Source organism: Pedococcus sp. P5_B7, from assembly GCF_054049895.1.
In genome coordinates this window covers 517616-536813 of the sequence record NZ_JBFULM010000002.1, presented here as the reverse complement: position 1 = coordinate 536813, position 19198 = coordinate 517616, and the positions used below count along the sequence as shown (strand labels likewise).

The window sequence follows — 19198 nt, the reverse complement described above, 5'->3', positions numbered from 1 at the left end:
GGTGGCTGGTGGGTGTGGCGGTCACGACCTTGCACTGGCGTCGTGGAGGACGCGGTCCCAGTCGTGGTCGAGGTCGCTGAAGGCGATCGTCGAGTCGGCTCCGTGCGGTGCGTGGGGGAGCGACCAGGTGCGGCGGTGGTGACGCTCGAGGGCGAACACCAACGCAGTGACAAGGGCGATGAGAACAATGATTTCCATGACTGAAATCATGCGCTCAACCGATTCCAGACACGAGTGGCAGAACTGTCGCTGAGGGCAGTTTTTCTGCCATACTGCTTCGCATGGCCCTGTCCACCATTGCAGCGCTCATCACCGACCCCGTCGCCATGTTCGAGACCGCCATCGCGTGCGAGGTCTTCGGGCTCGACCGCACCGACGACGGAGTGCCGCCGTTCACCTTCATGATGTGCGGCGAGACCGCCGGCGTCGCCGTCCCGACGACGAGCGGCGGCGCCCTGACGCCGACGCACCAGTGGCAGGACGCCCTGGACGCCGACCTCGTGGTGATGCCTGCCGGTGGGATCCGCGACACGTATCCGGAGGAGCTGCTCGACGCGATCCGCGGCGCGCACGCCCGCGGCGCCACCATCCTGTCGATCTGCACCGGGGCGTTCATCCTCGGTGAGACCGGGCTGCTCGACGGACTGACCGCGGTGACGCACTGGCGCTACGCCGAGTCGTTCGCCCGCCGGTTCCCCAAGACCACGGTCTCCATGGACGTGCTCTACCTCGACCACGGCCAGATCGTCACCGGGGCCGGGACTGCCGCAGGCATCGACGCCGTGCTCCACCTGGTCCGTCGCGAGCTGGGGTCGACGGTGGCCACCCGCATCGCCCGCCGCATGGTCGTCCCTCCGCAGCGCGACGGCGGCCAGCGCCAGTACGTCGAGGCGCCGCTGCCCGAGGTCGACTGCGAGAGCATGCAGCCGGTGCTCAACCACATCACCGAGAACCTCGATGCCCCCCACACGGTCCCGGATCTCGCACGCCTCGCGATGATGTCCGAGCGCACCTTCGCCCGGCGCTTCGTCGCCGAGACCGGCACGACGCCGCACAAGTGGCTCGTCCAGCAACGGGTGCTGCGCGCTCGAGAGCTGCTCGAGTCGACCGACCTCCCCGTGGAGTCGGTCGCATCGCACAGCGGGTTCGGGTCGGCTGCGTTGCTGCGCACCCACTTCCAGACCGTCGTGGGCACCTCGCCCCAGCGCTACCGTCGCGAGTTCTCGCGGCGCTGAGCCACACCTCCTCGACCTCTCCCGCGACCGGGACGACCACGTCGCCCCGATAGGCTCCGCAGGTGCGCATCGCGAGATACACCACTGGTGAAGACCCCTCCTACGGCATCGTCGAGGGGGAGCCGGGCCGCGAGTTCATCGCCCAGGTCCAGGGCGATCCCCTCTACCAGTCGCTCGTGCTGACGGGGGAGACCGTGCCCCTCGAGGACGCACGGCTCCTCGCGCCGGTCATCCCGCGCAGCAAGGTCATCGGCATCGGTCGCAACTACGCCGACCACGCCAAGGAGATGGGCGGCGAACCCCCGGCGCAGCCGCTGATGTTCCTCGTCCCCAACACCGCGGTCGTCGGTCCCGGCGACCCCATCGTCATGCCGGCCGGGGCGCAGGAGATCTCCTACGAGGGCGAGCTCGCCGTCGTCATCGGTCGGATCGCCAAGGACGTGCCGCGGGAGCGCGTCTCCGAGGTCGTCTACGGCTACACGTGCGCCAACGACGTCACCGCCCGCGACTGGCAGCGGGGCGACGGGCAGTGGGCCAGGGCCAAGGGTTTCGACACGTCCACGCCGCTCGGACCCTGGATCACCACCGACCTCGACGTCTCCGACCTGCGCATCCAGAGCCGGATCGACGGCGAGACCCGCCAGGACGGCCGGACCGCCGACATGATCTTCGACGTGGAGACCTTGGTGTCCTACGTCAGTGCCGCGTTCACCCTCCTCCCCGGTGATGTCATCCTCACCGGCACCCCCGCCGGCGTCGGCCTCGTCGAGCCCGGCCAGCGGGTCGATGTCGAGATCGAGGGCATCGGAACGCTCAGCAACACCTTCGTGCGCCGCTGAGGCGAGGTATGCCGTGTGGCAGGCCACGCGGCATACCCGAGGCTTGCTGCGTCAGCCTTGTGACGCGGTACCCGGGGGCGCGACCGTCGTGGACGCGTTGAAGGCGCGGTCCCTCAGCTCGGTGATCGACGGGGCCGGTCCGGCCACCGGTCCGGGTGGCGCGACGGGGAGTCCAGCGGCCAGGTCCTGCAGCTCCACCGGGACGGCCGACTCGCCCAACCCCGCCCTGGCGGCCGCTCTCGAGACGTCGTGGAACAGCGCCTGGGCTTCGGTGTCCGGACCTTCAACCAGCGTGGCGATGGCCATGGCGGCGATCGTCTCCAACTGCCAACCGAGGTCGCTCGGGTCGTAGTGCTGGATGGACTCGGCGAGGACGCCACGGCCGCTTGCCGTCTGACCGTCACGCACGAGGGCGAAGCCGAGGATCTGAAGTGCGTTGCTGAGCGCATATCCGGTGCTCATACGCCGGCTGCGCCGCACTGCGTCCTGGGCGATCGAGATGGCCAGCGCCGGTGCGTCGGCCATGAGGTGACCTCGGGCCAGGTCCACCAGCGCCGAGATCGCCTCGGTGTCGTCCAGGGCGAGCTCGAGCCCCATCTGCCCATGGTGGACGACTTGCTCCGGGTCAAGCCGCTGGGCCGCCACCCAGGCTGCGGCGCTGTGGGCGCGATGCCTCATCCCGCGGTGACCCGCCGCCGTGGCCACCGCGATGGCAAGGTCGCCCTCGGCCCGCGCCACATCGTGGTCGTCGAGCTCCGAGGCGATCACGGCACGGAAGCAGTGGGCGAGCACCCGGTGCACCGTGTCCGAGACCTCGAGCTGGTCGACTGCCGCGAGCAGGGGAGCTGCCAGCTCGGGCCCCTCGACGACGTAGGACGCACTTCCCGCGATGATCTGCGCCTTCGGTAGCCACGGGCCCGGATCCGGGGACCCGAGGACAGTCGTCATGAGGTCGAGCAGGACGTCCTGGCGCCCGAGCAGGGCGAGCGCGCGACGTCGGTTCACCAGGAGTGAGGTCGCTCGGTCCGGTCGTCCGGTCGCGACCAGTTCGGCGACCACCTGACGCAGGATGGGTAGGTCATCCTTGGTCGCTGCCACGAACTCCTCGGGCACGAGGTCCTCGAAGTCGACCCGCTGCGCCTCCTCGAGCCACTGGTCGGCCACCGCCATCAGGACGGCCTGGCGTCGGACGGTCGCGCGGTCGACACCGCCCGCCGCGCCCTGGTCCCTCGCGTCAGCCTCCGTCTGCTCGGCAGCGGCCAGGCACACCGCGCGAACGGTGTGCAGGAGTCCGAACCTCCGTCCGGACGGTGACTCGAGCGGTTGGACCAGTGCGTGGCGGACCAGCGCCTCGATGGCCAGAAGGGGATCCTCGGGCGGTGTCCCCTCGGGACCGGCGGCCCCGACTGCCACGGCGGCCACGGCGGCCACGGCGGCCACGGCCGCAGACGCGGTGCCCCTGTCGGGGGAGCCGTCCAGCACCGCGAGGGCGGCGAGCGCGCCACGCTCGGCCGGCCGCAGCAGGTCGAGGCTCCAGCGGACAAGCGCCGTGAGGGACGACTGACGCCCACCGGCCTCGACCGCGCTGACGTCCCCGACGAGTGGGAGACGAGTGAGGAGGTCGGCAGGAGGAAGCGTCGCGACCCGCGCTGCAGCCAGCTCGATGGCGAGGGGGAGTCCGTCGAGGCGCTCGCACAGACGCACTACTGCCTCGCCGTCGGACGCGCCCGTGTACCCGGGGACGACCGCTGCCGCGCGCTCGACGAAAAGCTGCCGGGCCGTGGTTCGGGGGTCGAGGAACGGCACGGGGACGACGTGCTCGCCCGGAATGCCCAACGGCCCGCGTGACGTGGCCAGCACGCGGGTCGAGCGGTGGTGCTCGAGCAGCTCACGGATCTCACGGGGCGCGTCCACGAGGTGTTCCAGGTTGTCGAGGGCGAGCACGGTCGGCTCGTCGTCGAGCACGTCGCCGAGGGCGGCGGGCGTGACGCCCAGGGAGCGCGCGACCGTGTCGATCACCGAGGCACCTCCGGGCTCGGTGGCGAAGGACACCCACCGCACCGTGGGCGCGTGACGCAGGGCGAGAGCCTCCTGGGCGGTGCGGGTCTTGCCGACCCCGCCCGGCCCGGTCAGCACGACCAGGCGGTGCGAGTCCAGTGCCTGCGCCGTCGCGGCGATCACCTCGTCCCGCCCGACCGATGGCGCCAGGGGGACGGGGACCGGCTCGGCGCGGATCGCCGGGGGCCGTGCGCCCAGCAGCGTCGGGTCCTGGTGCAGGACGCGGTCGGCGAGCGCCGCCAGGGCTGGTCCGGGGTCGAGCCCCAGCTCACGGGACAGGTGACGCCGAGCGCGGCGCACGGCGTCGAGGGCATCAGCCTGCCGACCCGCTCGCGCCAGCGCGGTCACCAGCATCTCCCAGAGGTGCTCACGGTCCGGGTGCTGCTCGGTCAGCTCCTCGAGGTCGGGCAGCGCCACCTGGTGCTGGGCCAGCGCGAGGTGGGCCTCGGCGAGGAGCTCACGTCCGAGCATCCGCTCACGGTGCAGGGGTTCGAGCCAGTCGGCGGCGAACGGCAGTCCCACGAGGTCGGCCAAGGGGTCACCACGCCACTCCCGCAGGGCCAGCGAGCAGAGCTCGGCCGCTGCCTTCGGGCGACCGGCAGCGAGGGCGTCGCCACCTCCGGCGAGGCTTGCCCTAAACCGAGACACGTCGACCTCGTCGGAGGACGCGGTGAGCTCATACCCCTCGCCGTGCCCGACCAGGCGGCTCGGTGACCCTGCGGGCCGGTCCGGTTCGAGGGCCCGGCGCAGGGTCGACACGTAGACCTGGAGGTTCTGCCGGTGGTGGGGCGGCACCCGTTCTCCCCAGACGCCTTCGGCGAGGCGGTCGACCGACACGGTGTGGTTCGGCTCGAGGGCGAGCTGGGCCAGCACGGCCCGCTGCTTGGGCCCCCCGCACTCGACGGGGGAGCCGTCGTCCGCGAGGACCTGCATGCTGCCCAGGAGCTTGACCTCCACCGACCCTCCGGCTGCTCAGCCGCCCGGCCCGCGCCGGAGCCCTTCAAGCGTGGCACTGCCACCGGGGCCGGGACACCACCAAACAGCGGACGGCACCGACAGGGGTTGACCCTGTCGGCGCCGTCCGCTCGGCCGCTAGAGGACGCGGCACCAGGTGGGGGAGGTGGAGACCCAGGCACCGGCGGTGGAGTGGATCTCGGACTGGTACTGGTAGCCCTGGTAGACGCCGTTGTAGTACCAGTACATCTCGATGCTCGCGTTGTAGGCGTAGCCGGACCGGGCCGCGAAGGTGAAGACGTCGTTGCCCATGCCCCAGCCGCTACGGGTGGTGAGGTAGCCGCTGGAGGGGTAGACCTGCCGGAGGACCCAGCCGGAGGTGTTGTACTCGAAGATCTTGAACCGGTAGGAGACGGCCCAGCCGGGAGCCGTCCAGTGCAGGTCGGGGGCCTGGGCGGAGATCGAGCGGTAGTTGCAGGTCGCCGCGAGCGTGCCGCCGGGAACCGTCGCGGCCGACGCGGAGGTGGCGGTGGCGGTGCCGAGCCCGACGACGCCCGCGAGGACGAGGACGAGGGCGGCGAGGCGACGCTGCAGGCGACGGGGGGTCCGGTGGCTGGTTGCCGCGGTCGAGCTGTGCTGGGGGCTGTGGGTGGTGGTCGTGGTGGTCATCGTTCTCTCCTCCTCGGAGTAGGTCTTGGTGGTTGTGCTGACAGGTGAACCGTCCCAAGACCCGCTTCAGGACCACTTCAGCCCGATCGCCCGTTCCCTGAAGCGAGGTATGCCGCGGGGCCGGCGACGCGGCATACGGCACCTCGGCTGGGGTCCCTAGAATCGGGGCACCATGACTGAGAAGCCCTCCTCCGAACCCCGCCTCCGTGTCGCGCCGTCGCCCACCGGCGACCCGCACGTCGGCACCGCCTACATGTCGCTGTTCAACCTGGCCTTCGCGCGCCAGCAGGGCGGGTCGTTCGTGCTGCGCATCGAGGACACCGACCGCGCCCGGTTCCGGGAGGACAGCGAGCAGCAGGTCTTCGAGACGCTGCACTGGCTGGGGCTGCAGTGGGACGAGGGGCCCGACGTGGGTGGGCCCTTCGCGCCGTACCGACAGTCCGAGCGGCTGGACACCTACCGCCCGTACGTCGAGCGGCTGCTGGCCGACGGTCGCGCCTACCACTGCTGGTGCTCGACCGAGCGCCTCGCGCAGATGCGTGACATGCAGCAGAAGCTCAAACAGCCCACCGGGTACGACCGCCTCTGCCACGGCAAGACCCGCGAGGAGCGGGCCGAGCTGCCGGGCTTCAACGAGACGCCGGTCGTGCGGATGCTCATCCCCGACGACGTCGAGCTGACCTTCGACGACCTGATCCGTGGGCGTGTGTCCGCACCGCGTCCCGACGACCAGGTGATCCTCAAGGGCGACGGGTTCCCGACCTACCACCTCGCCGTCGTCGTCGACGACCATGAGATGGGGATCACCCACGTCGTGCGTGGTGAGGAGTGGATCTCCAGCACGCCCAAGCACATCCAGCTCTACAAGGACCTCGGGCTGGAGCCGCCGAAGTTCGCCCACATGCCGCTGCTGCGCAACACCGACAAGTCCAAGATCTCCAAGCGCAAGAACCCCGCCGCCCGCCTGACCTGGTTCAAGGAGCAGGGCTACCTCCCCGAGGCCCTGGTGAACTTCCTTGCGCTGCTTGCCTATCCGCCAAAGCAGGGCGCCGAGGGGGAGGACGTCGAGGTCTTCACGTTCGAGGAGTTCAGCCAGGACTTCGACTGGAAGAAGGTCAACCCGGTCGGCCCCATCTTCGACCTCAAGAAGCTCGACTGGCTCAACGGCGTCTACATCCGTGGGCTCGAGGTCGGGCAGCTCGCGTCGCGACTGCTGCCGTTCCTCGAGGCCGATGGGGTGCTCGGTGACAACCCGAGCCTCGGCCAGCTCGCCCGCCTGGGCAAGGTCACCGAGCTGATCCAGACCCGCATGGTCCTGCTCACCGAGGCGAGTGCCCTGGTGCGACCGTTCTTCGTCGGCGACGACGAGATCGAGATCGCCGAGGACGCGCGCGCCCAGCTCAAGGACGACTCGGGCGAGGTCCTCGCGGCAGCCATCAAGGCACTCGAGGACGTCGACGACACCCGGTCCGGGGTGCTCGGCTCCGAGAGCGGCTGGAACGCCCCCGTCATCGAGGCGGCCCTGCGTGCGGCGATCGTCGAGGAGATGGGCATCAAGCCCAAGTTCGCGTTCGGGCCGCTGCGCACCGCCGTCTCCGGCCAGCGCATCAGCCCGCCGTTGTTCGAGTCGATGGAGATCCTCGGCAAGACCTCGACCCTGGCCCGCCTGCACCGGCTGCACGACGACCTCGCCTGACCGCGAGGGAGCGTCGGACCGGGCGTCGGGGCCCACCCGACGTGACGTGGCGGGGGCCACGCCCAGCCGATTTGGGAACGCGACCGAGGGGCCGGTAGTATCGCGTCTCGGTTCACTCCCATGAAGGCCTTCGGGCGCGCTGGAAGTGATACCCCCTTGGGGTATGGTGTAATTGGCAACACTACGGTTTCTGGTACCGTCATTCTAGGTTCGAGTCCTGGTACCCCAGCTCAGGCGCAAGCCCTTGTGGCACACGCCGATTCGGAGAAATCCACTTCCTGCCGGTATGGTTCTCTCCGCTGCCCGCGCACTGCAGAGTGCACGGGCAACCAGCTAGGGCCCCGTTGTGTAGCGGCCTAGCACGCCGCCCTCTCAAGGCGGTAGCGCGGGTTCGAATCCCGTCGGGGCTACCAGTAGAAGCCTCCGTCCACGGACGGGGGCTTCTCGCATGTCCGCGTCCGAATGAGCTCCGAACGCGCTCCGAACGAGCTCCGAACGAGCGTGGCCGGCCCTAGGTGGTTTGGCTGCTGACGTGCTCCTGGGCGAGCCGGCGCAGCGCCGCCAGGACGGGGTCGACCAGGACGGTGCCGGCCACCACCCGGTGCAGGGCCGCGGCGAGGTCGTCGCGTGGCACAGCCGCCACGTCGACCGCGGCCACGCCCTCGGTGGCCCGCGCGTAGCCGGTCAGCGAGTCGGGCTCGAGCGGCACGCCGGCCGACCTCGCCGCGGCGATCGCGCCGGTCAAGGAGCGGAGCGCGGGTGAGTCGGGTGAGACGCGCCAGCCGAGCCCGGCCACGAGCTCGGTCACCTCGGCACTGACGGCGATGTCGGGGTGGGTGGCGGGAAGCGCATACTGCGCCTTGCCGAGGAGGTCGTGCCGCGAGGTCGGGGGAGAGTCGAGGGTCTGGACCACCCGCCTGCTCTGCGCGACGGACACGCCCGCATCGATCAGCGCGCGGACGAGCCGCACCCGCTGGAGGTGCGCCTCGGAGTAGTCGGCCCGGGTGGCGCCGAGGCTCTCCCCGGCAGGGACGAGTCCCTCCCGCAGGTAGTACTTGAGCGTCGCCACCGTCGTGCCGCTGCGCTCCGACAGCTCCGACATCCTCATGGATAGTCACACTACCCACGGCCAACGCCACGAGGTATGCCGCGTGGCCGGCTCGGCCCCGCGGCATACCTCGTCGTCGTGCAGGCGTGCCAAGTCGTCGTGCGGGCGGGCCGAAGCGCGGGTCAGGCGTGGTTCTGCTGCTGTTGCTGCGCGTGGTGGCGCGCGAGCACCTCGGTGAGCTTGTTGGCGCCGGCGATCACGGTCGCGGCGTGCAGGCGGCCCGGCTGGCGGGAGAGCCGCTCGATCGGGCCCGAGATGGATACCGCGGCGACGACGCGGCCGGACGGGCCGCGCACCGGCGCCGACACCGACGCGACGCCGGCCTCGCGCTCGCCCACGCTCTGCGCCCACCCGCGGCGGCGGACGCCGGAGAGGGTGGTCGCGGTGAACTTGGCGCCGTGCAGCCCGCGGTGGAGGCGGTCGGGCTCCTCCCAGGCGAGCAGCACCTGGGCCGCGGAGCCGGCCAGCATCGACAGGGTCGCGCCGATCGGGATCGAGTCGCGCAGGCCGACCGGGCGCTCGGCCGCGGACACGCAGATGCGGTGGTCGCCCTGGCGCCGGAAGAGCTGCGCGCTCTCGTTGGTGTGGTCGCGCAGGGCGCCGAGCACCGGGCCGGCAGCGGCCAGGAGTCGGTCCTCGCCGGCGGCGGCGGCGAGCTCGGCCAGGCGCGGACCGAGCACGAAACGGCCCTGGAGATCGCGCGTGACGAGGCGGTGGTGTTCGAGGGCGACGGCCAGCCGGTGAGCCGTGGGGCGGGCCAGACCGGTCGCGGTGACCAGCTGGGCGAGGGTCGACGGACCGGCCTCGAGGGCGCCGAGGACGATGGCTGCCTTGTCGAGAACGCCGACTCCACTGGTTGTGTCCATGGCTTGATATTGACGTCTCATTCGCTGAGACGCAAATCCGTGGGCGTGTCTCGCGTGCGAACCTCGGATTGCAGCACAGTGCCGTGCTCACGACGGGGCACGGCCAGGCCGTGCCCGCGATGGGCCGCAATCAGGACAAGAGGGTGGAAGACGTGTCAGGAACGCTGGCCGAGAAGGTCTGGGAAGCGCATGTGGTTCGGCGCGCCGAGGGCGAGCCGGACCTGCTCTACATCGACCTCCACCTGATCCACGAAGTCACCTCGCCGCAGGCCTTCGACGGGCTCCGGCTCGCGGGCCGTCCCGTCCGCCGTCCCGACCTCACGCTCGCGACCGAGGACCACAACGTCCCGACCACGCCCGGCCCGATCACCGACCTCGTGAGCAAGACGCAGGTCGACACGTTGCGCCGCAACTGTGAGGAGTTCGGGGTCCGGCTCTTCCCCATGGGTCACGCCGAGCAGGGCATCGTCCACGTGGTCGGTCCGCAGCGTGGCCTCACCCAGCCGGGCATGACGATCGTCTGCGGCGACTCGCACACGTCGACGCACGGTGCGTTCGGCGCGCTGGCCTTCGGCATCGGCACGTCCGAGGTCGAGCACGTGCTGGCGACGCAGACCTTGCCGCTCAAGCCGTTCCGGACCATGGCGGTCAACGTCGAGGGCGAGCTCCAGCCCGGGGTGACGGCCAAGGACATCACGCTGGCGGTGATCGCGAAGATCGGCACCGGCGGGGGCCAGGGCTACGTCCTGGAGTACCGGGGGAGTGCGATCCGGGCGCTGTCCATGGAAGCCCGCATGACGGTGTGCAACATGTCGATCGAGGCCGGCGCCCGCGCGGGCATGATCGCCCCCGACCAGACCACCTTCGACTACCTCCAGGGCCGCGAGCACGCCCCGACCGGGGCCGACTGGGATGCCGCCGTCGCCGACTGGAGCACCCTGCGCAGCGACGACGACGCGGTCTTCGACGCGGAGGTCGACCTCGACGCCACCACGCTCACGCCGTTCGTCACCTGGGGCACCAACCCCGGCCAGGGACTGCCGCTCGGCGAGTCGGTCCCCGACCCCGAGACGATGGGCGACGACAACGAGAAGGCCGCCGCCCAGCACGCCCTCGACTACATGGGCCTGACCGCCGGCACGCCGTTGCGCGAGATCCGCGTCGACACGGTGTTCGTCGGCTCCTGCACCAACGGCCGGATCGAGGACCTGCGCGCCGCCGCCGAGGTGGTCAAGGGTCGCAGGGTCGCCGAGGGCGTCCGCATGCTCGTCGTGCCCGGGTCTGCGCGGGTGCGGCTGCAGGCCGAGGAGGAGGGGCTGGACCGGGTCTTCACCGAGGCCGGCGCCGAGTGGCGGTTGCCAGGCTGTTCGATGTGTCTTGGCATGAACCCCGACCAGCTCGCCCCGGGCGAGCGCAGCGCCTCCACGTCGAACCGCAACTTCGAGGGCCGGCAGGGCAAGGGTGGCCGCACCCACCTGGTCAGCCCGCTCGTCGCCGCCGCCACCGCCCTGCGTGGCACGTTGTCCAGCCCGGCCGACCTCGTCGACGCCACCTCCGAGGGGAGCAAGTGATGGATGCCTTCACGACGCACACCGGGATCGGGGTGCCGCTGCGCCGCAGCAACGTCGACACCGACCAGATCATCCCCGCCGTCTACCTCAAGCGGGTGACCCGCACCGGCTTCGAGGACGGCCTGTTCGCGGCGTGGCGCAAGGACGAGACGTTCATTCTCAACCACCCCTCGTATGCCGCGGGGTCGGTCCTCGTCGCGGGTTCCGACTTCGGGACGGGCTCCTCACGCGAGCACGCCGTCTGGGCGTTGCTGAACTACGGGTTCCGCGTCGTCCTGTCGTCTCGGTTCGCCGACATCTTCCGCGGCAACAGCGGCAAGCAGGGGCTGCTCACCGCGCAGCTCGCCCAGGACGACATCGAGCTGATCTGGAAGTACCTCGAGAACGAGCCGGGTGCCTCCGTCACGGTCGACCTCGTGTCGCGCACCGTCACCGCCGGTGACATCGTCGCGCCGTTCGAGGTCGACGACTACACGCGCTGGCGGCTCCTCGAGGGCCTCGACGACATCAGCCTGACCCTGCGCCACGAGCAGGACGTGACCGAGTTCGAGACGCGCCGACCGGCATACAAGCCCTCCACGACGGTGGCCTGAGGCGCGCGGCGCGCCGACGAGCACAAATTCCCCGAAAGTCGCCTTCTGGCGCCAGCTGGACAGACCCCCGACGCAGTGCGTCGGGGGTCTCATGGCTTCCAGGACGGCGGCTGCGCGGTCAGGACCGTGCGAAAATCATTGACCTGCAACACTTTCCGGCCATCGAGCCGAGCGAGCTGCCAACTGCACGGACCAGCGTCGATAGCTCCCGTTCGCCGCACCCGGCGTCTCGGAGCGTGCCGCAATCCGTTGCGACACAACAGATCGGGCGCCGAGATGGTGGACTCACGCGCGCAACCGCCCTAACGTCGGACCCAAGTCGGGCACTGGCTCGGCCGCTCACCCTCGTCGGGCTAAGGGGTCCGGCGTCACCAACCCTATGAAGGGGAAAACGTGAACAAGGCAGAACTGATCAAGGAGCTGGAGAGTCGCCTCGGCAGCCGGAAGGCAGCCAGCGACGCACTGACGGCCGTCGTGGACGTGATCATCCGCGAGGTGGCCAAGGGCGGCAGCGTCGCCATCACCGGCTTCGGAACGTTCGAGCAGGCCGCCCGGGCAGCGCGCACCGGCCGCAACCCGCGCACCGGTGCCAGCGTGAAGATCAAGAAGACGGTGGTGCCGAAGTTCCGCGCCGGCTCGGCCTTCAAGGATGTCGTCAAGAACCCGCGCTCGCTGCCCAAGGCAGCTGTCGCCGGTGCCCGCGCCGCTGCAGGGACGGCCACCAAGGCCGCCGCGGCCGGCGCCAAGAAGGCTGCGCCTGCGAAGAAGGCGGTCGTGAAGAAGGCCGCTCCGGCCAAGAAGGCGGCTCCCGCGAAGAAGGCGGCACCGGCCAAGAAGGCCGCGCCCGCGAAGAAGGCGGTCGTGAAGAAGGCTGCTCCGGCCAAGAAGGCGGCTCCCGCGAAGAAGGCGGCACCGGCCAAGAAGGCCTCGCCCGCGAAGAAGGCGGTCGTGAAGAAGGCTGCTCCGGCCAAGAAGGCGGCTCCCGCGAAGAAGGCGGCACCGGCCAAGAAGGCCGCGCCCGCGAAGAAGGCGGTCGTGAAGAAGGCCGCTCCGGCCAAGAAGGCGGCTCCCGCGAAGAAGGCGGCACCGGCCAAGAAGGCCGCGACGAAGCGCGCGGCGAAGAAGGCCTGAGCCACACCAGCCCCATCACGGAGGCCGGCACCTACATGGGTGTCGGCCTCCGGCGCATCGCGGGAGGGCGGGGTGGGATGCTTGGGCCATGGCAGACATCCTCACCGTGAATGGCGGCGTACCGCTGGTCGGCGACCTCGAGGTCCGGGGTGCCAAGAACCTGGTCTCCAAGGCGATGGTCGCCGCGTTGCTCGCGGAGGGGCCATGTCGGCTCAGGGGGGTCCCCGAGATCTCCGACGTGAAGATCGTGTCGGGGCTGCTCGAGCTGCACGGCGTCAAGATCGACTCCACCGACCGGGACGGCGAGCTGCTGCTCGACCCGACCAACGTCGAGCAGGCGCACGTGGCCGACATCGACGCCCACGCCGGCTCCTCGCGGGTGCCCGTGCTGCTCTGCGGCCCGCTCTTGCACCGCCTCGGCGAGGCCTTCATCCCCGACCTCGGTGGGTGCCGCATCGGTGAGCGCCCGATCAACTACCACCTCGACGTCCTGCGCCAGTTCGGCGCCGACGTCCAGAAGCGCCCCGAGGGGTTGCGCCTGACCGCGCCCGACGGCCTGCGTGGCACCCGGATCAAGCTTCCCTACCCGAGCGTCGGTGCCACGGAGCAGGTGCTCCTGACCGCCGTGCGCGCCCAGGGCGTCACCGAGCTGCGCAACGCCGCCGTCGAGCCGGAGATCCTCGACCTCATCGCCGTGCTCCAGAAGATGGGCGCGATCATCAGCGTCGAGACCGACCGGGTCATCAAGATCGAGGGCGTCGACCGACTCGGTGGCTACGACCACCTCGCGATCCCCGACCGGATCGAGGCCGGCTCGTGGGCCTGTGCCGCGTTGGCGACCAGGGGCGACATCTACGTCCGGGGCGCTCAGCAGCTGGCGATGATGCCGTTCCTCAACGTCTTCCGGAAGATCGGCGGTGACTTCGACATCGATGACGAGGGCATCCGCTTCTGGCACGCGGGCAAGCCGCTCAACTCCCTGGTGCTCGAGACCGACGTGCACCCCGGCTTCATGACCGACTGGCAGCAGCCGCTCGTGGTGGCCCTGACCCAGACCACCGGCCTGTCCATCGTCCACGAGACCGTCTACGAGAACCGGCTCGGCTTCACCGAGGCGCTGGGGGAGATGGGGGCCCACATCCAGATCTACCGCGAGTGCCTCGGTGGGTCACCGTGTCGGTTCGGTCGCGCCAACTTCCAGCACAGTGCGGTCATCTCCGGTCCGACGCCCCTCAAGGGTGCCGAGATCACCGTCCCAGACCTGCGGGGCGGCTTCAGCTACCTGATCGCCGCACTGGCCGCCGAGGGCCAGTCCAAGGTGCACGGCATCGAGCTGATCTACCGGGGCTACGAGCGGTTCTCCGAGAAGCTCGACGGCCTCGGGGCCGACTACGAGGTCGGCTGAGCCCGCCTCACAGCGTCAGCGCGTTCCGCCCCACGGCGTCGTCCGCGACCGTCAGCCGATCGTCTGGTCGTCGCCGATCCCGACGATCCACAAGCGCTCGATCGTCGTGCCCTCGCCGAGGTCGATGCTGAGGCGCTGGCCGACCCGCAGGTGGCGCAGCGCGCTGGTCGCGAACACCGCTGGGCTGAACCTGACCTCGCGCCCGTCGTCGAGCAGAGCCGAGCCGGCGCCGGTCGACTCGTCGAAGGTGTGCACGCTCGCCTGCATGGGCGGCAGCGTATCCGGCGACGCGCCGAGCACGCTCGCGGTGGCGGCCCCGACCCCGAGCGCGCGGGCGGCCCGCAGGGCCCGGTCGTCGTCGACGTCGGTGCGCAGCCGGGGGAGGTCGAGCGAGAGCCGATGGTGCCCCGCGGCCTCGTGCCTGGCAGCCGAGCCGACGCCGAACGACGGGACGAGGGAGTCACCGTCGAGCGCCGTCAGCAGGACCGTGCCGGCGCCCGATGCGTCCGGGACCACCACGCGGGGGTGCTCGGCGGCGGCGGCGAGCGCGGTCACCAGGTCGGCCGCGAGCAGCGACGGCAGGTCGCCGAGCAGGACCCCCACGGGGGCATGCGCAGACCTCGCGAGGGCTGCGTCGCGGCCGGCCCGGACGGCGGCGTCGAGGCCCCCGCCTGGGTCCCCCACGACCACCGCGCCGAGCGCGCGGGCGACCCCTCGCACCCGGTCGTCGGAGGTCACGACGAGGACCCGGCCCGGCGGCATACCGGCGCAGCAGGCGGTGAGGCAGTCGGTCGCCAGGGCGAGGGCGAGATCCTCGCGTCCGACCCCGGCCGGAGGGTGCAGGCGCGACTTCGCGGTCGCCCCGCCCTTGACGGGGACGACGAGGTGCCAGTCGACGCGAGAGGTCATCGAGACGATCGTCGCAGTGCTGGCGCGCTTGCTCGACACCGACCCCGGGAGCAGCGAGGATGCTCACTCACACGCTCCCGTCGATATGGAGGACACGTGACCGCCCGCGGCGCACGAGCTCTGCCCTTCGCCTACCGGTTCGTGGTGGCGATCCTGCGTCCCGTGCTGATGGTGGTCACCAAGCGCGACTGGAGAGGCGTGGAAAACCTGCCGACCTCCGGCGGGTTCGTCGTGGCGCCCAACCACCTGTCCTATGTCGACCCGCTGGCCTTCGCGCACTTCCTCGTCGACAACGACCACCCGCCCTTCTTCCTCGGCAAGGAGGGCGTCTTCCGCGTCCCCGTCGTGGGCGCGATCCTGCGCGGTGCCGAACAGATCCCGGTCTACCGCAACACCGGGCACGCAGCCGATGCGTTCCGCGCGGCCGTCGCCGCGGTCGAGAGCGGCAAGTGCGTTGCGGTCTACCCCGAGGGCACCCTGACGCGTGACCCCGACATCTGGCCGATGGTCGGCAAGACCGGAGCGGCGCGGATCGCGCTGGCGACCCGATGCCCGGTCGTGCCCGTGGCCCAGTGGGGACCGCAGGAGCTGCTCGCGCCCTACGGCAAGCGGCTGCGGCTCTTCCCCCGCAAGACGATGCGCGTCAGCGCCGGGCCGCCCGTCGACCTCAGCGACCTCTACGACCAGCCCGTCACCGGAGCCCTGCTCCGTCAGGCGACCGACCGCATCATGGCAGCCATCACGGCCGAGCTCGAGGCGATCCGTGGCGCCAAGGCGCCGACCGAGAGGTTCGACTCCCGCAAGCACGGACTGCCCGAGACCGGTAACTTCCACCGCACGCAAGGAGAAGGCGCATGACGACGGCTGCGGTGTTCGGGACGGGCAGCTGGGGCACGGCGTATGCCGCGGTGCTGGCTGACAGCGGCACGACCGTGCGCATGTGGGGACGCCGACAGGCGGTGGTGGACCAGATCAACGCGGGGAGCAACGAGGACTACCTGCCCGGCATACCGCTGCCGGCAGGCATCTCGGCCACCACCGACCCGGCCGAGGCGGCCGAGGGCGCCGACATCATCGTCCTCGCCGTGCCCTCGCAGACGTTGCGGGCCAACCTCGCGGACTGGGGCGGGGTGCTGCCCCGCAACGCCGCGATCGTGTCGCTGATGAAGGGCGTCGAGCTCGGCACCACGAAGCGGATGAGCGAGGTGATCGCGGAGGCGGGGGGCGTCGAGCCACGTCGCATCGTCGTCGTCTCCGGGCCCAACCTGGCCAAGGAGATCGCCCTCAAGCAGCCGGCCGCCAGCGTGGTCGCCTGCATCGACGAGGCCGTTGCAGGCATGGTCGCCGAGGCCTCGAACCCGCCCTACTTCCGCCCGTACACCACGACCGACGTCGTCGGCGCGGAGCTGAGCGGGGCGGTGAAGAACGTCATCGCGCTCGCGGTGGGCATGGCCGAGGGCCTGGGCATGGGCGACAACTCCAAGGCGTCGATCATCACCCGTGGTCTCGCCGAGACGTCGCGCCTGGGCATGGCGCTGGGAGCCGACCCGGTGACGTTCTCGGGACTGGCCGGGGTCGGCGACCTCATCGCCACCTGCATGTCGCCGCTCTCGCGCAACCGCACCTTCGGGCTCAACCTCGGTCGCGGGATGGATGTGGAGGAGGTCGTGGCGGTGACCAAGCAGACGGCCGAGGGCGTGAAGTCCTGCGAGTCGATCCTGCAGCTCGCGCACGACCACGGGGTGGACGTGCCGATCATCGAGCAGGTCGCGGCGGTGGTGCACGACGGTCGGCGGGCGGAAGACGTCGTCGGCGCGCTCATGGGACGTGCGCTGAAGAACGAGGCGAAGTAGGCCGGAGGGGGCGAGGTGAAGCTGCTTCTCACGTCGGGGGGCGTCACGAACCCGAGCATCCGCGCTGCGCTGGTCGACCTGTTGGGCAAGCCGATCGCCGACTCCGCCGCCCTCTGCATCCCCACGGCACAGTGGGGCCACCCGATGTGCGGCCCGGCCTCCGTGCGTGGCTTCGTCAGCGGTCTGCCGCCGTGGGGCGGCATGTCGACGTTGGGGTGGAAGTCGCTGGGCGTCCTCGAGCTCACCACCCTGCCCAGCATCGGCGAGGAGCGCTGGGTCCCGTGGGTCCGCGAGGCCGACGTCCTGCTGGTGGACGGCGGCGATGCGACCTACCTGTGTCACTGGATGCGGCAGTCGGGCCTGGCCGACCTCCTGCCGTCTCTGCCCGAGCTGGTCTGGGTGGGCGTGAGCGCCGGCAGCATGGTGATGACTCCCCGGATCGGTGACTACTTCGTGGAGTGGCCGTCCGCGCCCGACGACCGGACGCTCGGGGTCGTCAACTTCTCGATCTTCCCGCACCTGGACGTCTTCCCGGGCAACACCCTGGCCGAGGCCGAGCCGTGGGCCGCCGACATCGCCGGTCCGTCCTACGCCATCGACGACCAGACGGCGATCAAGGTGGCCGCCGGCACGGTGGAGGTCGTGAGCGAGGGCCAGTGGAAGCGGCTCGCCTGATCGGCTCTGGGGTTCGACTGATCGGCTCAGCCGATGAGAGCGGTGGTCGGCCATGCTAGGTCCGTGGGTGGGCAGCCGAGTAGGCGCAAGCCAAGGGCCCTGCGCCGATTTCGGGCCGGGCCGTGGGTGGCTTCCGCGCCCAGTTAGTAGGCGCGCTCGATCACTTTTTCCAGCTGAACGGTGTCATGCCGGGCCCGGCCAAGGTCGTGCCCTGGGGAGGGTTGATCCAGCGCTCCTTGAGGCAGTGAGCGCATCGGACGAACCGAACTCCATCTGAGGTATGGGCGTTCTCCCATACGTGGTGAATGTTCCACCTGCACAGCAGTCGGGGTGGCGTGGTTTGCACGCTCGCTCCCTTCCCCTTGTGGCCATCGTGGTGGCCTTCTCACACGGTCTCCCCGACCAGCCCGAATGTCAACGAACGGCCCGCCGCGGAAGGGCTCGTGGCGTCTGCCGTCGTCAGCCTCTGCCGCCGTCAGCCTCTGCAGCTGAGACGTCAGGTGGGGTCCGTGCCGTCCCTGAGGGCGCGGTCGAGGTCGTGCCAGAGGTCCTCCACGTCCTCGATGCCGACCGACAGGCGCAGCAGGGCTTCCGGGACGGTGGCGGGCTCCGCGGGGTGGCGGCGTCGTCGTTCGATCTGTGACTCGACCCCACCGAGGCTCGTCGAGTGCGTCCAGAGCTCGGTGGCCGAGGCGACGCGCTCGGCGGCCTCCGCTCCTCCAGGGACCTCGATCGCGATGACGGCTCCGAAGCCGGGGTAGCGAGTCGTCTGCACGGCAGGGTGGGCCGCCAGGCGCTCGGCGAGCTCCCGGGCGTTGGCGGTGGCGCGCTCGATGCGCAGGTGCAGGGTGCGCAGCCCGCGCAGCGCCAGCCACGTCTCCATCGGCCCCGCGATGGCACCGTGGAGCAGGCGGGCGGTGGCCAACCGTCCGGCGAGCTCGCGACCGGAGTCGGTCGACGCGGTGACGAGGGCGCCGAGGATGACGTCGGAGTGGCCGGAGAGGTACTTGGTCACGGAGTGCAGCACCACGTCGACGCCGTCGCTGAGGGGCTGCTGGACCAAGGGCGTGGCGAAGGTGTTGTCGCACACCGTCAGCGCCCCGGCTTCGCGCGCCATGACCGCAAGGGCGCGGATGTCGGAGACCTCGAGCATCGGGTTGGTGGGCGACTCGATCCAGAGCATCGCCGCCCCCTGCACCGCCTCGCGGACCTGCTGCTGGTCGGTCGGGTCGACGCGACGAACGACCACCGCACCCGTGGACGCGAGCTGGTCGAGCAGGGCCGTGGTGCCGTTGTAGGCGTGCGACGGGACCACGACCGCGCCGCCGTGCGGCACCAGTGTGAGGGCTGCCGACACGGCGGCCATCCCCGATGAGAAGACCTGGGCGTCGCCGCCCTCGAGACCGCCGAGCGCCTCCTCGAACGCCGTCCAGGTGGGGTTGCCCCCCCGCGCGTAGTTGACCGGGCCGTCGGCCAGGTAGGTCGAGGTGAACTCGAGGGGCGCGTTCACGCCGGCACCCGGCATACGGGGCTGGCGCCCGAGGGCGACGACGCGGGAGGCGGGGGACAGGTGCTCGTGACTCACGTCGCCAGCGTAGGCGGGCGCCGTGCGTGCCGTGCGAGGTGCCCGACGGAT

General features: G+C 70.9%; 17 protein-coding genes and 2 tRNA genes. 12 read left to right on the top strand and 7 right to left on the bottom strand.

Annotated features, from left to right (window positions below; all coding sequences use genetic code 11):
* Positions 1–21: 21 nt before the first annotated feature.
* Entirely contained in the window at positions 22–198 is a 177-nt protein-coding gene (locus ACXJKD_RS05415) for a hypothetical protein (RefSeq protein ID WP_457253406.1), read from the bottom strand.
* 83 nt (positions 199–281) lie between these two features.
* On the opposite strand from ACXJKD_RS05415, the gene ACXJKD_RS05410 reads away from it, so the two are divergent.
* Positions 282–1235 carry a GlxA family transcriptional regulator gene (locus ACXJKD_RS05410; protein ID WP_457253405.1) on the top strand — a complete coding sequence of 318 codons (954 nt, stop codon included), beginning with the start codon at positions 282–284 and terminating at the stop codon, positions 1233–1235.
* A gap of 62 nt (positions 1236–1297) precedes the next feature.
* Positions 1298–2074 (top strand): fumarylacetoacetate hydrolase family protein, encoded by a 777-nt coding sequence (locus ACXJKD_RS05405; protein ID WP_457253404.1) that lies wholly within the window; start codon positions 1298–1300, stop codon positions 2072–2074.
* 51 nt (positions 2075–2125) lie between these two features.
* Here the strand turns inward: ACXJKD_RS05405 and ACXJKD_RS05400 are convergent, their stop codons facing one another.
* Entirely contained in the window at positions 2126–5089 is a 2964-nt protein-coding gene (locus tag ACXJKD_RS05400; RefSeq protein ID WP_457253403.1) for an AfsR/SARP family transcriptional regulator, read from the bottom strand.
* Between the two features lie 135 nt (positions 5090–5224).
* A complete protein-coding gene (locus ACXJKD_RS05395) occupies positions 5225–5755 on the bottom strand; it encodes a hypothetical protein (RefSeq protein WP_457253402.1) in 531 nt (176 codons plus the stop codon).
* A gap of 172 nt (positions 5756–5927) precedes the next feature.
* Here ACXJKD_RS05395 and gltX point away from each other — a divergent pair, with 172 nt between their 5' ends.
* The 3 genes from gltX (at position 5928) to ACXJKD_RS05380 (ending at position 7864) form a co-directional block, all read left to right on the top strand.
* Complete coding sequence (gene gltX, locus ACXJKD_RS05390) at positions 5928–7451, top strand: glutamate--tRNA ligase (protein WP_457253401.1); 1524 nt, start codon at positions 5928–5930, stop codon at positions 7449–7451.
* A 157-nt stretch (positions 7452–7608) separates the two neighbouring features.
* Positions 7609–7680 (top strand) — tRNA-Gln (locus ACXJKD_RS05385).
* 108 nt (positions 7681–7788) lie between these two features.
* Positions 7789–7864: transfer RNA gene (locus ACXJKD_RS05380), tRNA-Glu, on the top strand.
* A 98-nt stretch (positions 7865–7962) separates the two neighbouring features.
* Here the strand turns inward: ACXJKD_RS05380 and ACXJKD_RS05375 are convergent.
* Positions 7963–8559, bottom strand: a complete 597-nt coding sequence (locus tag ACXJKD_RS05375) for a MerR family transcriptional regulator (protein ID WP_457253400.1) — start codon at positions 8557–8559, stop codon at positions 7963–7965.
* Positions 8560–8681: 122 nt separating this feature from the next.
* Complete coding sequence (locus ACXJKD_RS05370; RefSeq protein ID WP_056922488.1) at positions 8682–9425, bottom strand: IclR family transcriptional regulator; 744 nt, start codon at positions 9423–9425, stop codon at positions 8682–8684.
* Positions 9426–9577: 152 nt separating this feature from the next.
* Between ACXJKD_RS05370 and leuC the strand changes: the two genes are divergently transcribed.
* From leuC to murA, 4 genes are all read left to right on the top strand, one after another.
* On the top strand, positions 9578–10996 hold the full coding sequence (gene leuC, locus ACXJKD_RS05365) for a 3-isopropylmalate dehydratase large subunit (RefSeq protein ID WP_457253399.1): 1419 nt from the start codon (positions 9578–9580) through the stop codon (positions 10994–10996).
* Positions 10996–11589, top strand: a complete 594-nt coding sequence (leuD, locus tag ACXJKD_RS05360) for a 3-isopropylmalate dehydratase small subunit (protein WP_457253398.1) — start codon at positions 10996–10998, stop codon at positions 11587–11589. The genes leuC and leuD overlap by 1 nt, the downstream gene beginning before the upstream one ends.
* A gap of 393 nt (positions 11590–11982) precedes the next feature.
* Positions 11983–12720, top strand: coding sequence for an HU family DNA-binding protein (locus ACXJKD_RS05355; protein ID WP_457253397.1), 738 nt, complete (start codon positions 11983–11985; stop codon positions 12718–12720).
* 88 nt (positions 12721–12808) lie between these two features.
* A complete protein-coding gene (gene murA, locus ACXJKD_RS05350) occupies positions 12809–14125 on the top strand; it encodes a UDP-N-acetylglucosamine 1-carboxyvinyltransferase (protein WP_457253396.1) in 1317 nt (438 codons plus the stop codon).
* Between the two features lie 51 nt (positions 14126–14176).
* Here the strand turns inward: murA and cofC are convergent, their stop codons facing one another.
* Positions 14177–15034 (bottom strand): 2-phospho-L-lactate guanylyltransferase, encoded by an 858-nt coding sequence (gene cofC / locus ACXJKD_RS05345; RefSeq protein WP_457253395.1) that lies wholly within the window; start codon positions 15032–15034, stop codon positions 14177–14179.
* A gap of 96 nt (positions 15035–15130) precedes the next feature.
* On the opposite strand from cofC, the gene ACXJKD_RS05340 reads away from it, so the two are divergent.
* From ACXJKD_RS05340 to ACXJKD_RS05330, 3 genes are read left to right on the top strand one after another with little or no spacing between them, the layout of a single operon-like run.
* Positions 15131–15892, top strand: a complete 762-nt coding sequence (locus ACXJKD_RS05340; protein ID WP_457253394.1) for a lysophospholipid acyltransferase family protein — start codon at positions 15131–15133, stop codon at positions 15890–15892.
* Complete coding sequence (locus ACXJKD_RS05335) at positions 15889–16887, top strand: NAD(P)H-dependent glycerol-3-phosphate dehydrogenase (protein ID WP_457253393.1); 999 nt, start codon at positions 15889–15891, stop codon at positions 16885–16887. The genes ACXJKD_RS05340 and ACXJKD_RS05335 overlap by 4 nt, the downstream gene beginning before the upstream one ends.
* A gap of 15 nt (positions 16888–16902) precedes the next feature.
* A complete protein-coding gene (locus ACXJKD_RS05330; protein WP_457253392.1) occupies positions 16903–17562 on the top strand; it encodes a Type 1 glutamine amidotransferase-like domain-containing protein in 660 nt (219 codons plus the stop codon).
* A gap of 496 nt (positions 17563–18058) precedes the next feature.
* Here the strand turns inward: ACXJKD_RS05330 and ACXJKD_RS05325 are convergent, their stop codons facing one another.
* Positions 18059–19147: a trans-sulfuration enzyme family protein gene (locus tag ACXJKD_RS05325; protein WP_457253390.1), complete on the bottom strand. Its 1089-nt coding sequence runs from the start codon at positions 19145–19147 to the stop codon at positions 18059–18061.
* Positions 19148–19198 lie beyond the last annotated feature (51 nt).

Excerpts from the sequence above, each read along its gene's own strand:
- ACXJKD_RS05375 (WP_457253400.1), bottom strand. The coding sequence starts at position 8,559 with ATGAGGATGTCGGAGCTGTCGGAGCGCAGCGGCACGACGGTGGCGACG.
- cofC (WP_457253395.1), bottom strand. The coding sequence starts at position 15,034 with ATGACCTCTCGCGTCGACTGGCACCTCGTCGTCCCCGTCAAGGGCGGG.
- ACXJKD_RS05335 (WP_457253393.1), top strand. The coding sequence starts at position 15,889 with ATGACGACGGCTGCGGTGTTCGGGACGGGCAGCTGGGGCACGGCGTAT.
- murA (WP_457253396.1), top strand. The coding sequence starts at position 12,809 with ATGGCAGACATCCTCACCGTGAATGGCGGCGTACCGCTGGTCGGCGAC.
- ACXJKD_RS05395 (WP_457253402.1), bottom strand. The coding sequence starts at position 5,755 with ATGACCACCACGACCACCACCCACAGCCCCCAGCACAGCTCGACCGCG.
- ACXJKD_RS05410 (WP_457253405.1), top strand. The coding sequence starts at position 282 with ATGGCCCTGTCCACCATTGCAGCGCTCATCACCGACCCCGTCGCCATG.
- leuD (WP_457253398.1), top strand. The coding sequence starts at position 10,996 with ATGGATGCCTTCACGACGCACACCGGGATCGGGGTGCCGCTGCGCCGC.
- ACXJKD_RS05370 (WP_056922488.1), bottom strand. The coding sequence starts at position 9,425 with ATGGACACAACCAGTGGAGTCGGCGTTCTCGACAAGGCAGCCATCGTC.
- gltX (WP_457253401.1), top strand. The coding sequence starts at position 5,928 with ATGACTGAGAAGCCCTCCTCCGAACCCCGCCTCCGTGTCGCGCCGTCG.
- ACXJKD_RS05415 (WP_457253406.1), bottom strand. The coding sequence starts at position 198 with ATGGAAATCATTGTTCTCATCGCCCTTGTCACTGCGTTGGTGTTCGCC.